General features: G+C 59.5%; 12 protein-coding genes. 4 read left to right on the top strand and 8 right to left on the bottom strand.

Translation table 11 applies throughout. The annotated features are described in order from the left end of the window. Positions 1 to 969, bottom strand: a 969-nt coding sequence (locus WCB02_RS21190; RefSeq protein WP_423961109.1) for a GumC family protein, incomplete at its 3' end; no start/stop codon positions are given. A 61-nt stretch (positions 970 to 1,030) separates the two neighbouring features. Next, complete coding sequence (locus tag WCB02_RS21185) at positions 1,031 to 1,669, bottom strand: hypothetical protein (protein WP_423961108.1); 639 nt, start codon at positions 1,667 to 1,669, stop codon at positions 1,031 to 1,033. A 329-nt stretch (positions 1,670 to 1,998) separates the two neighbouring features. Between WCB02_RS21185 and WCB02_RS21180 the strand changes: the two genes are divergently transcribed. Next, positions 1,999 to 2,751, top strand: a complete 753-nt coding sequence (locus WCB02_RS21180; protein ID WP_423961106.1) for a metallophosphoesterase family protein — start codon at positions 1,999 to 2,001, stop codon at positions 2,749 to 2,751. On the opposite strand, the gene WCB02_RS21175 is transcribed toward WCB02_RS21180, so the two are convergent. Both WCB02_RS21175 and WCB02_RS21170 read right to left on the bottom strand, forming a co-directional pair. Next, positions 2,748 to 3,899 carry a glycosyltransferase gene (locus WCB02_RS21175; RefSeq protein WP_423961104.1) on the bottom strand — a complete coding sequence of 384 codons (1,152 nt, stop codon included), beginning with the start codon at positions 3,897 to 3,899 and terminating at the stop codon, positions 2,748 to 2,750. The genes WCB02_RS21180 and WCB02_RS21175 overlap by 4 nt on opposite strands. Before the next feature lie 108 nt (positions 3,900 to 4,007). Then, complete coding sequence (locus WCB02_RS21170) at positions 4,008 to 4,895, bottom strand: glycoside hydrolase family 16 protein (RefSeq protein WP_423961102.1); 888 nt, start codon at positions 4,893 to 4,895, stop codon at positions 4,008 to 4,010. Between the two features lie 175 nt (positions 4,896 to 5,070). On the opposite strand from WCB02_RS21170, the gene WCB02_RS21165 reads away from it, so the two are divergent. Continuing rightward, positions 5,071 to 5,268, top strand: coding sequence for a hypothetical protein (locus WCB02_RS21165; RefSeq protein WP_423961099.1), 198 nt, complete (start codon positions 5,071 to 5,073; stop codon positions 5,266 to 5,268). A gap of 156 nt (positions 5,269 to 5,424) precedes the next feature. Continuing rightward, the gene (locus WCB02_RS21160) at positions 5,425 to 5,859 is read left to right on the top strand and encodes a hypothetical protein (protein ID WP_423961098.1); all 435 of its coding nucleotides are present in this window, start codon (positions 5,425 to 5,427) and stop codon (positions 5,857 to 5,859) included. A 162-nt stretch (positions 5,860 to 6,021) separates the two neighbouring features. Here the strand turns inward: WCB02_RS21160 and WCB02_RS21155 are convergent, their stop codons facing one another. Continuing rightward, the gene (locus WCB02_RS21155; protein ID WP_423961096.1) at positions 6,022 to 7,101 is read right to left on the bottom strand and encodes a glycosyltransferase family 4 protein; all 1,080 of its coding nucleotides are present in this window, start codon (positions 7,099 to 7,101) and stop codon (positions 6,022 to 6,024) included. 887 nt (positions 7,102 to 7,988) lie between these two features. Between WCB02_RS21155 and WCB02_RS21150 the strand changes: the two genes are divergently transcribed. After that, positions 7,989 to 9,077 (top strand): hypothetical protein, encoded by a 1,089-nt coding sequence (locus WCB02_RS21150; protein ID WP_423961095.1) that lies wholly within the window; start codon positions 7,989 to 7,991, stop codon positions 9,075 to 9,077. 8 nt (positions 9,078 to 9,085) lie between these two features. Here the strand turns inward: WCB02_RS21150 and WCB02_RS21145 are convergent, their stop codons facing one another. From WCB02_RS21145 to WCB02_RS21135, 3 genes are all read right to left on the bottom strand, one after another. Further along, positions 9,086 to 10,135: a glycosyltransferase family 4 protein gene (locus WCB02_RS21145; protein ID WP_423961093.1), complete on the bottom strand. Its 1,050-nt coding sequence runs from the start codon at positions 10,133 to 10,135 to the stop codon at positions 9,086 to 9,088. Between the two features lie 109 nt (positions 10,136 to 10,244). Then, on the bottom strand, positions 10,245 to 11,144 hold the full coding sequence (locus WCB02_RS21140; protein WP_423961091.1) for a glycosyltransferase family 2 protein: 900 nt from the start codon (positions 11,142 to 11,144) through the stop codon (positions 10,245 to 10,247). Positions 11,145 to 11,259: 115 nt separating this feature from the next. After that, positions 11,260 to 12,138, bottom strand: coding sequence for a glycosyltransferase family A protein (locus WCB02_RS21135; RefSeq protein WP_423961088.1), 879 nt, complete (start codon positions 12,136 to 12,138; stop codon positions 11,260 to 11,262). Between the last annotated feature and the right edge of the window lie 87 nt (positions 12,139 to 12,225).

The following is a 12,225-nucleotide window of genomic DNA, read 5'->3' as shown; positions in this document are numbered from 1 at the left end:
CTGGTCGTCGAGGAATTGCTGCCGAAGTTTGGTGATGACGGGATTGCTGAGGGCGTCGGTGACAATCGGGTCGGGGATGTCCAGGCTCTCCTTGCTCGGGTCGGGCCGCTGCTCCAGCACCTTTTCGATGCGGTCAAGCTTTGCCTTGGCCTGGCTCGTATCGGCACGTGCCTTGGCGAGAGCAACACCGAGCTGATCGAGCTCGACCTCGCTCGCCAGCTTGCCGTCGACACCGATGATGATGCCGTTCTGGGATTTGAAGTCCTGCACTGCCTTGTAGGCGTCGCTGGCCTGCTGGCGCAGCTCTCCGATTCGCTGTTCCAGCCAAACGCTGGCGCGTCGGGTTGCCTCGAACTTCGCCTGCAATTGATCTTCGATATAGGCGTCGGCGAACGCGTTGGCGATTCTCGCCGCCTTGTCGCGGTCGAGCGATGTGTACGATATCTGCTCGATGTAGCTGCGCCCCAGACGGGTGACGCGCAGATTGTCCTTCAGCGTGGCCAGAACGCGGCGCATCGCTCCTTCGTCCGTCAGCTCCGGCTCCGGGCCGGAGTTGAACTTCAACAGCGAGAAGATGCGGCGCTTCAGTCCCGGGCCAGCGCCAATGAACTCGGGATCCTCGGTGAGGTGCAGTCGTTTCGCAACAGCGGTCGCGACCTTCTCGGATTTGGTGGTTTCGATCTCGCTTTCGACCGAGGCGTCATCAATGTTGCGATTGTCGGACGACATCTCGGACTGCGTCCAAGTGACTTTCTTGGTGTCGATGATCATGTCTGCCTGCGCGGTATATTGCCGCGCGGCGAGCGCCAGGTAGGCGATGCCGAGCATGACTGTCAGACCGGTGACCAGGACAATCAGACGCCATTGGCGCTTCAGAAAATCGCGGATTTGCACCAAGGACAACGTCCCGGAATTGGCGTCATTGTCCACCGGCACGGGATAAGGCGCGAATTGGCCCGCTACGTTCATCCAAAATTCCTCTAAATCACTTCCGCGTCAGCGGGTGCCGTGTCACCGCCAGATCAAGTCTTCACCGAGTCTGGCTGACCGGATTGGCCGCGGTTGTCGTCGAACTGGGCGACGCTGTCGGTCCATTCACCAGGTTGATCGTGACGGCGGCCGACGTGATCTGTACCAGCGCCTCCGTGCCTCCGCCACCGAAGGTGGTGGACGGACCTGGAGATGCATTTGGATTGACCACAACCACGCTGCCCACAGAACTGGCGGCGGATGACGCCGCTGCTTCGGTCGCCGCGGTCGAGAGGTCTCCCGCAACCGCCGCAAACGAAGCCTGGAATTGTCCGTCCTCGAAGCTGGCAACGGCTTGCTGGATCAGCAGGGCGGCGTTCTGGTCGAGGTTTGTGCAGGCTATGGCCGCCTGGGCGAGACCGGCGGCAATCGCGGTTCGAAATCGCGGCGTCGTTCCCTGGGCGAGCTGGATCAGATCCTTGGCGAGCTCCGGGTCGGTGCCAGCGAGGTCCCGCACCGAAGATTCGATCGTGCGGGTGTCTGAATTCGGCGCCACGAGGGCTTCGGGGTTCAACTTGAACTGAGCGATCGCCTGCGGAGTCAACGGCGGAGCGATGCATGGGGCAGCCATGGCCTGGGTCACGAAAAAAGCAAGCACCATCTGAGCGCCAAGCGCCTTGGCGATAAGTCCGATACGCACGGTACGCTCCAACTATTTGCAACGCATTGAAAAATACTTTCGAAACCCTACAATACGTTAAGCGAAGTATCAACCGTGCTCGACGATCATGGTTGATTGGACCGGGCGGCGCCGAGGGGCGCCACCGGCGAACGGCAATGTCTTGAAGATATTGGTTTTTAAAGCGCATTCGGCAAATTCGGTCGGTTCACGCAGAGCGTGGCCGAGGTGGCAACCCGGCAGCACGTCTTGTTGAAAGTCGGGCGCTGGAGAAAGATCGGCGGTTAAGCTTCGTTATGTGCTTGGTCTTTGCTGCTGTGCGAACGTTCTCTGGCCAAAAGAGTTAAGACGTGCCGTCTCCGCTTCCGGACATTGATCGCCTCAGGGTTGCGGGACGCCCCCCTGCATTGCCAGCGGATCTGAGGATCTATGCCGTGGGCGACATTCACGGCCGGCTCGACCTGCTCGACGACCTGCTGTTCCGAATCGGCACCGACATCACGCTCCGTCCGACGGCGAGAGCAGTCTACGTTTTTCTGGGCGACTATATCGACCGGGGCGCCTCCTCGCGGGCGACGATTGATCGGTTGATCGAGCTCGGTCGGAGTAGCGAGTGCATTTTTCTGAAAGGCAATCATGAGTTGATCGCGATCCGCTGCCTGAGCGATCCCGGCCTGTTCGATCGATGGATGCGATTGGGTGGCACGGAAACCCTGATTTCCTATGGGGTCCCGCCGGCAAGCGGAAAGCAGATCGTCGAGCTGCAGGCGGCCTTCCACGGCGCCCTGCCGCAGCCCCACATGCGGTTTTTTCGTGACTTACAGGCGTCTTTTTCGTGCGGTGATTTCTTTTTCGCGCATGCCGGGGTGAGGCCCCGCGTCGAACTGTCGCGCCAGGCCGAGAACGATCTGCTCTGGATCAGGGACGAGTTTCTCACGTCGAACGAGGATTTCGGCAAGATCGTCGTTCACGGACATACGCCGACCCGTGAGGTCGAGGTCGGACCCAATCGTATTAACATCGATACCGGGGCGTTTGCCACCGGGAAGCTGACATGCCTCGTGATCGAGGATGCGCAGCTATCGGTCATCGATACGGGCTAGGTTAGCTCGACGATAGCGTTGCCTCTCGGCCCGCCTTGCGCCGCGGCGGCTACTCCGGCTCTTTCGCCGAGCAGGCGATCGATATGGGCGCGCATTTTCGCAAAGAACGGCTCGCGTCCGAACCGGCTCGCATGGGCCGCGATCTTCGCAGGATCGATGTCGAGGGCGGCCAGGCGCTTGACTGCCGAGACGATCGCCTCGACCGTCTGCTCGGCGAAGAACACGCCGGTCACGCCGTCCGCCACGGTTTCGGTGGCGCCGCCCCGGCCGAAAGCGACGACCGGACGTCCGCTGGCCATCGCCTCCACCGGCACCATCCCGAAATCTTCCTCGCCCGGAAAGATCAACGCGCGGCATCGCGCATAATGCTGCCTCAATATCTCGAACGGCTGCGACCCCATGACCGTGACCGTCGGGCCGGCCAGGCGCCGGAGTTCGTCGAGCATCTCGCCACCGCCGATCACGACCAGCTTCAATTTCATGTCGTTGAACGCCCGGACGGCAAGATCGGGCCGCTTGTAGGACACCAGTTCGCCGGCCATCAGATAGGAATCGGAAAGCTCCGAAGCGGCCACCGCCGCAAACGCGTGGGTATCGACGGGTGGATGAATGACGACGGAATCCGCGCCGTAGTAGCGGTGAATTCGCCGCGCGACCGTCGTGGAGTTCGCAATGAAGCTGTCAACGCGCGCCGCCGACGTCACGTCCCACAACCGCAGATAGTGCGCGAGCGGCGGCATCATCAGGCGCGTGAGCCGGCCGGCGCCTTCGCGATAGTCGTGATACATGTTCCAGATATAGCGCATCGGGGTGTGGCAGTAGCAGACGTGGAGCGCGTCCGAAGGCGGAATGATGCCCTTGGACGGGCCCGATTCGCTCGAGATCACGAGATCATATCCGCGCAGATCAAGCTGCTCCAGCGCGAGCGGCATCAAGGGCAGGTAGGTCTTGTACATTCTGCCCGCGCGCGGCAGCGAATTGATGAAGGTCGGGATGACGCGGTGTTGGCGGATCCGGTCGGAGACCATCTCCGGAAGGTAGACGTGGGTGAAGATATCGGCCTGCGGGTACATCTCGCACAGTGCCTCGATCACCTTCTCGCCACCGCGCATGCCGACGAGCCAATAGTGAACGATGGCGACTTTCATCAGGAATGATCTCCGCTGGGATTGTCGACGGGGGCGCAGCGGCCGAACCAAACGTGCCGTCGACGGCCCTGATTGTTGCGTGCTCGCGCCATTGCCGCCCTTCGTGGTTCAGTGCGGCAGGCCCGGCGGGCAGCCCTCGGGAGGTCCGGCGTCTCGCCCGTAGACGTGAACATAGTCGACAAGAAGCGAGGACGGGTTCGGCGTTCGATCGATCGGCCAGCCGCTACCGAGCGCCAGGTTCACGAGCGGATACATCGGCCCGTCGAGTTCCGGTGGGGTTGGTTGGGTCCAAACCTGCTTGTTGTCAAGAAAGAAGACGATGGTCTTGGGAGATATGTCGACACCGAAAGTATGAAAATCCTGGACCAGCGTGTTGTCGGGGACGTGGATCGTCTCGAGCGCGCCCGCCGTCTTTTTAGCGTCTTTGTACCAGATATGGGTCGCAGTCTGATAGGCGCCGGTAAACTGGCCATAATATTCAACGACGTCGATTTCGACATTGCCGTCCGAACCGGCCACGGGTTTCAGCGCGGCCAACCAGAACGCCGGCCAGGTACCTGGCCCCGGGGGCATTTTCATCCGGGCCTCGAAATATCCGTAACGCGTTCCGGATCCCGCGCCGGTTGCGTCGGCGGCGGCAATCAACCCTGAGCTCCAATGTCCTTCATTGTCCTTGGATGCCGTGATCGAGAGAATTCCGTCCTTGATCTTGAACGGGCCGCTCGGAAGCGGGTCCGCGAATCTGGCATCGCCGAAATCACCGTTCCATGGCGTGTGGGCTGTCCAGCGCGCCGGCCCGAGGCGGACCGAGGAGATCGTCTCGATGCGCTTGTTGGGGGTGGTCTCCTCGTTGAAGTCCTCCATGAAGACAGGACGGAGATCACAGGAGTTCCCGGACGTCGCGGTCTGGGTCTGCTCTGCGGCCATCGCAAGCGGCGCGGCCGGGAGGGTCATGACCGCGAGCGCGGTCAGGAAGCCGAAAGACGAACTATGCATCACGGATCCTCGCAGGCAAATCGATAGTGGGGACTATTCTGACGCCGCCGGTCAGCCTGATTGGAATATCCGCTGGCCACGCGCGGATGACAATTGCAATTCCGCGGTCTTTGAAGGGTAACAAATGCATCACCAATCGAGAGAAGGGCGGATTCCCAATCTGTCATTCGGTGTCATGGATGTCGCCATCCGGACGACGACATGGGCTGCGGCGCAGCAGGAGAGTTTATCGCGCATGACGGCAGCCTCCTTATCTCCGGGCGAATTGATGTTCGCGACGCTGCTCGGAATCATCGATCTTCCGTTTTTTGGTGCGACTGCCGCCATCGGCAGGCCGCAGGTGTTTCCACTGAACGGACCGCAATACTTATAGTTCCTGGAAATTGTCGTGAACCTCTTGTGGAGCCTATCGCGCCGCGTCTTCCAGTCATGGTTGTCTTTTGCCATCTTTGCCTGCTGTTTGTCGTCTCTGCCATTCGTCGGCCTTGGCGGTGATGAGATCAGCACGTTCTGAAGCGGGTTTCCGCGCGTGGGCGCATCATTCTTTGCCGGCGTGCTGGTCTATCATTTGAAAGAGCGCCGGCTTTCCGCGACCGGAATGAATATCGCGTTTTGGTTTTCAGCGCTTACCATGGCGCTGCTGTTCTACTACCCTAAACCAGTGACCTTCCTGACCAGCATGGCTTGGGTCGCACTTGTTTCGCCGACCGTTGTCTTGAGCGGAGCCGGGGTTCGCTTGTCTGGAAAGGGGCGCGCGCTGGCATTATCTGGCGGCGCGCTATCCTATCCGACATATGCCTTGCACTATCCGATCTTTTGCTGGATCAACGGTTTCTATCAGGTCTTTGCCGAGCGGCATCACGGCGTGTTGATCGAAGGGCCATTGTTGCTCGCAGGCATAGTGCTGGGCAGCTATTTCGCGCTCAAGAGCTTTGACGAGCCGCTTCGTCATGCCCCTCAATGAGGCGAGATTGCCAGGTGACATCGGGCCGGGATCAAGTGGATCTAGGACACGATTCGTTCGATCTTGGGACCAGGACGGTCTGGTCGCCGAAAACGGGGACCACATTGGCGTTTGCTGGTCGTATCCAAAGACGGAGAACGGGAAGACCGCCTGGTCAGGCTGTCATTTGTCCGTCACGGCCCTTCCGACTTTGCGGGTGGCGTTGGCGTAGACAGCCAAGGTGTCGCGGGCAACACGGTCGATACGCAGATAGTCGACGTTGTATTGACTGTTTCTCTTCCATTCCTCAAGGACCTCGGCGCGTTCAAGAAGCCCGCACAGTACTTTGGCAAGCTGCGAGGGATCTCCGGGTGGCACGAGAATCCCTGCTTTCCCATGTTCCAATAATTCAGGTATTCCATCGACCTCCGTTGCGACGATTGCGCAGCCGGCCTCTCGCGCCTCCGACAGGACGAGCGGCGCGGGATCGGCGTGTGAAGGAAGCACAAAAATGTCGGCACCCTTCATGAACGGAAAGGGTTCGTCGGTCGGCCCCGTAAACGTCACAGCCCCGTTGCATTCCATCGCGTTGACCGTGGCGATATACTGGTCCCGGCAGGGACCGTCGCCCACGATGTAGAGATGCGCGCCTTGGTGCTTCTCGTGCACGCTGCCGAAGGCTGCGAACAGGTCGGGCAGGCCCTTTCGAGGATGCAATCCTCCGACGAAGATGATGGCGGGAGTTTCGAGCGAACGGGCGGTTCGATCTTTTCCGTCGAACCTGACGGATCCAATCGTGCCGTTCAGGATTACGTCGATGCGGGCGCGCGAAATCCCCCTCTTCTGCATCGACTGTCCGACGGCTGCGCTTACCGCGATGACGCGCGTTCCAAGCCCCATGAGAACAGCGCTTTTCTGGAATTCGTTATGGACGGTGGTCACCAAGGCACGGCGCAGTACGCGGCACACCGGCCAGGCCAGCGCGGCACTGGTCACCATATGCGCATGCACGACATCCGCACGCCATTCATCGACCGCTCGATAGAGCAAACGCAATCCCATCGCGAGCGATGCCGGCCGCCGTTCCTGATTGATCCGCATGCATTCGACGCCGTGGTCGGTGAGCAACTGGTCGAAATCTCCCCCACCGCTCGCCACGGCCACGGTGTGACCCAGCTTGACTTGAGCGCAGGCGAGGTCGACTGCAGCGTGAACGTGCCCGTTAAGCCGCCTGGTATGGTTCAGCAAATGGAGAATGCGCATTGCGGTTTTTCCGATATTCGATGCCAGGACCAGGTGCCGACGCGGCCGGAGTTGAACGAGAGCCAGCTTCGGGCGGGTGGATCCGGGAGGACCCACGGACGCCGAAAATCGCCCGCCCCGACGCGGCCCTTCGGCGGCGTCACTTCCCTTAAAGAGATTCTGGTCGGCGGCGAAGGACTTTGAGGAGGCCTCCAATGCCGGATTTGCGTAACATCTGATCGACTGTTCAGGAAGCGGACCGTTAGGAGTTCATGGATATGGATAATGTAACGCCGCGGCACGCCGACTCCCCGTTTGCAGTTCACTATCCTGCGGTGTTGGAGTATATCAAGCGACACGTCGCGGGCTTGACCGGTCGCCGTTCAGCGTAAGTCCAGAAGGTTCTCGACATCATCAAAAATGCTGGCAAGTTGCGGCTGGCGTTAATACTGATGACTGGCGCTGGTACGGAATCGTGTTGGTCTGGCGTAAACTATGCTAACTTCGCGCAGGATGCCCAACTCGACGTGCTTTCGCAATTGGCCGCGCCGGCGTTGATCGGATCGGCAGGCGAGGGTGTTCCCTAATCCAGCCACAAGACACGAATGACAGTTGAGCTGATCGGAATCATCGCGCTGCTGTTTGGCCTGACCAGCCTCGCGCTGCCGCCACCATTCATTTTCTATACCTTCGTCTGCTCGACCCTGCTCGGAGCCTCGGCAGCGTTTACGCTGGATTCGCTCGGCGGGACAAGCGTGCAACCGGCGCATCTCCTGCTCGGATTTCTGACCTACAAGTCGCTCACCGATTCCGAAAACAGGAAGCGAATCTGGCAGAGCATAGCGATCGGCCGGCCGGGATTCTGGCTGTTTCTGACCACGCTGTTTTGCGTCATCTCGGCCTTCATGATGCCGCGCCTGCTCGCCTGGCAAACCGCTGTCTTTCCGGTTCGTTCCCTGGGTTACAGAGTTCCGCTGGAGCCGGCGACAGCGAATTTTACGCAATCCGTCTATTTCGTGGGCGATTTCGTCTGTTTCGTCCTGGTGTCTGCCTACGCCGGTAGTCCTTTCGGCAGACGGGTCCTGCAAAGCGCGGTCCTGCTGACCGTCGTTCTGAACCTGATGTTCGCGGTATTGGATCTTGCCACCTATTTCACGGGTACGACGGAACTGCTCGCCTTCATTCGAAATGCCAACTATTCGATGTTGAATGACACCGAAGTTGCCGGGTTCAAGCGCATCGTAGGCTCCTTTACCGAAGCATCCTCGTTCGGAGCGTGCACGCTGGGCTATTTTGCATTCACGATGCGGCTCTGGCTGTTGGGTATCCGTCCGCGTTTGGCTTTCGGTCTGACCGTCGGATCGCTGGTGGCGCTGTTGTTTTCGACGTCGACAACGGCCTATGTCGGTCTTGCCGTGTTTCTGATGTTCGCCTACGCCTCCGCTCTCGCCCGCGTGGTGTTTTGGAAATCCAATCCGGCGTCAGTCGTACTCGTTTTTGGTCTTCCGTTGAGCCTGGCCATCATCGGGTTGATCATCGCGATGAACAATGACTATGCGAGCTACGTCAAGGATCTCGCCGATACGTTTGTCCTTAACAAGATGGCGACGGACTCCGGTATCGAGCGTTCCAGCTGGAATCAGCAGGCGATGCAGAATTTCTATGACACGTTTGGATTCGGCGTGGGCGTGGGCAGCTTGCGCGCGTCGAGTTTTCCGATTGCCGTCCTCGCGAATTTCGGAATCATCGGCACCCCGTTATTTGTCGCGTTTTTCGTGACAATTTTCTATCGTAACGCATCGACAGGTGATGACGGAAGCGACGCCTATCGGAGCGCCGCGCGCTGGGCGTGTGTTGGATGGCTGATCACGGCGACGACGTCGGGTGCCCTTGTCGATCTGGGCCTGCCCTTTTTCGCGTTGGCGGCTCTTGCCTCGTCACGATCCGTGAAAGCCTACGACCCGAGCCGCTTGCGCGCGCTGGCCCCCGTGACGTGAATGAAAATTCACGGGCCTCTTTCGATCAGGCGGCGAAAGATTGTCTCATACTGGCAAGCGGCGGTATCCCAGGAAAATCTTGCTGAATTCTCTCGTCCGGCGCTGATCAGCGACTGCGAAGTCCCGGGATTCTGCAGCACTTCGAGCAAAGTCTTCGCCAAGGCATCGGGATTTGTCGGATCGAATAAAAGTGCACCTGTTCCAGCGATCTCGGGCATGGCCGGACGATCGGAGCATATGACGGGGCAGCCCAGCGACTGAGCTTCTAGAATGGGCAGACAGAATCCTTCGACCAGCGAAGGTACGCAAAGACAGCTCGCGTGGCGATAGAGGTTGGTGAGCTTGGCTTCATCGATTCCTTCAAAGCGAATGACAGGGAGCGACGAGCCGAGCCCGTTCAAGGTGGACGCGATGGTCTCGTCCGGATCGGCGCCGACATGGACCACCGCGATATCCGGAACTGCCCAATGAACAGTGGCCATGGCCTTTGCGAGTACGGCGAAATTCTTGTTCGGCGTGGCGTTGCCGACTGCAAGAACGTAGGGCTTTTCGATCAGCGGGGGGCCGTCAGCCGAAATTGCACTCAGTGAGGTGGCTGAATGCACGGTCGTCGTCCGTTCTCGCGCCTGCGGATACCAGCGCTCGAGGTCGTGCCTCGTCGAGTCCGACACGGTGACGATCTCGGAACTTGTCGAAAGCATCAGCCTGAGAATGAGGTCGTTTCTCAGCACGACGCTTCGAGGTATCCGCTTCGGAATGGCCCGGAAATAAAGGTCGTGGACAATCAAAAGACGGGCGGCGCCTCCAGCAGGAGAACCATAGGGATCCAGATTGACAACGACATCGATCCCCTTGCGGCGACAAAAGCGCCTGAAAGTGACCCATTTTGCAAAGATGTCCAACAGCAGGAAAGGCGGCCGCGGGATCGTCAGGATTTCGAAGTCTTTCGCGCGCAATCTCTCCGGAAGCTGCTCTCGCTTCCAGGGCGAGCGAAGCACGTATTCGAAATTATTCCGTCCGACCAGGCTGTCCAGGAGCTGAAAGGCGAAGATCGCCACGCCGGAGGGGCGCCCGGCATGTTGACTTGGGAGATTGAATAATATTTTTGCCATAGGCCAGTCTGATGGGGTTTCTGAGTATTTGTTTTTCCAAACTCTCTCTCGATGGTCAGTCCAATTGAAGAATGCGCTGGGGCGAGATGCGGCCGACCGCAAGATCGACGAATGCCAACAGATTGCCCTTCAGCCGGCCCTTGCGGTCCACCCACGGCTCCGGACGGAGGCTCCGTGCCAGATTGGCCAGCACATTGCGCCCCATGAGCTTTCGGGCGTGCTTCCACGACATCGTGCCCTTGCGCAAAAGATAGATGGGATTGGCGATCTGGGAATAGCCCAGACGCACGCCCGACGTGCGTCCCGCCTTGATTCCCAGATGCACCCCGCGAAGCGCCTCCGATTTGACGATTCGCCCGTGCGGCTGCAGGCGCATCGAAAAGTCGATGTCCTCCTGCCAGGCGTAAAGCGGAAGATGCTCATCGAATTGCAGGTTGGAACGCCTGATGGGCTCCAGCCGGAACGACATGTTGCAACCGTAGGTTCCTTCCATGTCGGTCAAGGCTGCATTTTTCGGGTCTGCCCTGCCGTCGGATCGCAGGATATCCAAGCCTTGTTTTATCGTCAGGCCCGGCCCGTGGGCGCCGTCCGCCAGAAGAAATCCGGTCGCGCCCGCGACATCAGAATGGGTCGCAAACAGTGCTTCCACATTTGCCAGATAGCTATCCTGCGCAAAAAAGTCGTCGTCAAAGAAGACGATCACGTCGCTGCCGGCGACCGCCGACAAAATGCGATTGCGTTGGGCCGGCAGGCCGATCGGCGCGCTCACGACCTGCGCCGGCGCCGGAAATTTTTCCAAGCTGGACGTGTCGACGTCGGTCGCGTGGATCGGGCAGATCACCAGAAGATCCGGCGAGCGTGTTTGATGCGCCAAAAGATCGATGGTTCGGCTGAGAACTTCGCGACGCCCTCCCGTTGCGATTCCGACCGCGATATTTAGTACTTTTGCTGGCAAGTCGTTTCCTCGTCCCATCTAGCGCGCGTTTCTCTTTTATAGCAGCGAGCCGACCCGAGCTTCGTTCGTCAAAGGCTCGATCGCTCCTGGCGGAGCGATCGGGAGCTCATCCCGTTCATTTCAGTGTTCGAGGCGGTCTTCCTGACCATCCTTCCCACCGGCCAAGCGCGACGTCCAGATAATAGCGCGACCGACCGATTTTACCTGTCACCAGCGCCAGCGCGGCCCGTACGAACGGACGAAGCAACCAGTTCAAGATCGATGCGTAACCGTAGCGGTGGATGCGCAGCACGTGTCCCAATCCGCGGCCATACATGCGGCCCTTTCGGCGCATCTTCTCGTCGGGGTTGTAGATATCGAGCTCGGCATGGTGGCCATAAAGCGCATTGTCGTAATAACATTTGAGCCCTTGCATCAGGGCTCGGAGGACGATGTCCTGGCCCTCGCAGGCTTGCCAGGGCGTTAAAGCGCCGACACCGATTGATGCGTCGTATCCACATACCTTCTGCAAGGCCGTGAGCCGAAATGCGACGGTCCATTCGATCTGGGTGGTCCAGACGTTCTTGCGATTGACCCATTGAGGGATTGCTTCGAAGCGCCCGTTGATATCCCGTCCCGAGGCATCTGCCGCGCGACCGCATACGATGTCGGCTTTGGTCGATTCGAAAAGTCGCAGGACGTGCGACAGGAACGTGGGAGGATACCAACAGTCGTCATCGGGAAACAGCACGACCGGACACTGGGTTTGAGCCCAGCCGACGTTTCGGGCGCGGCTGGCCCCACGCTCGTCCGGCTTCCACAGCCGGCGCAGATTCAAGGCCGACCGCCAGCGCTCAAAAATCACACCCAGGCGGTCGTCGTCATTTTGATCGACGATGATGACCTCGAAATTCTCGAGATCCTGATTTTTGAGGCTTTCGAGCAGGACCTCGAGCTCGTGCACGCGACCTCGGGTCGCAATAATGCAGGCTACCGAGAGCGGCTCGAGTCTCATTTTGATCCATCGGTCTTGCTGGACCAATCGATCCCTACGATCGTTTGGTGGTTAAGATTCTGCGACAATCTCTGGGCTCCGAAGTAC

It is taken from the genome of Bradyrhizobium sp. (assembly GCF_049581145.1).
Classification (GTDB): Bacteria; Pseudomonadota; Alphaproteobacteria; order Rhizobiales; family Xanthobacteraceae; genus Bradyrhizobium.
This window is presented reverse-complemented; position numbering and strand designations above follow the sequence as displayed.

What these genes read in the sequence shown, in the direction of transcription:
- WCB02_RS21165 (WP_423961099.1), top strand. Translation starts at nt 5,071, where the DNA reads ATGGATGTCGCCATCCGGACGACGACATGGGCTGCGGCGCAGCAGGAG.
- WCB02_RS21135 (WP_423961088.1), bottom strand. Translation starts at nt 12,138, where the DNA reads ATGAGACTCGAGCCGCTCTCGGTAGCCTGCATTATTGCGACCCGAGGT.
- WCB02_RS21170 (WP_423961102.1), bottom strand. Translation starts at nt 4,895, where the DNA reads ATGCATAGTTCGTCTTTCGGCTTCCTGACCGCGCTCGCGGTCATGACC.
- WCB02_RS21150 (WP_423961095.1), top strand. Translation starts at nt 7,989, where the DNA reads ATGCCGCGCCTGCTCGCCTGGCAAACCGCTGTCTTTCCGGTTCGTTCC.
- WCB02_RS21175 (WP_423961104.1), bottom strand. Translation starts at nt 3,899, where the DNA reads ATGAAAGTCGCCATCGTTCACTATTGGCTCGTCGGCATGCGCGGTGGC.
- WCB02_RS21155 (WP_423961096.1), bottom strand. Translation starts at nt 7,101, where the DNA reads ATGCGCATTCTCCATTTGCTGAACCATACCAGGCGGCTTAACGGGCAC.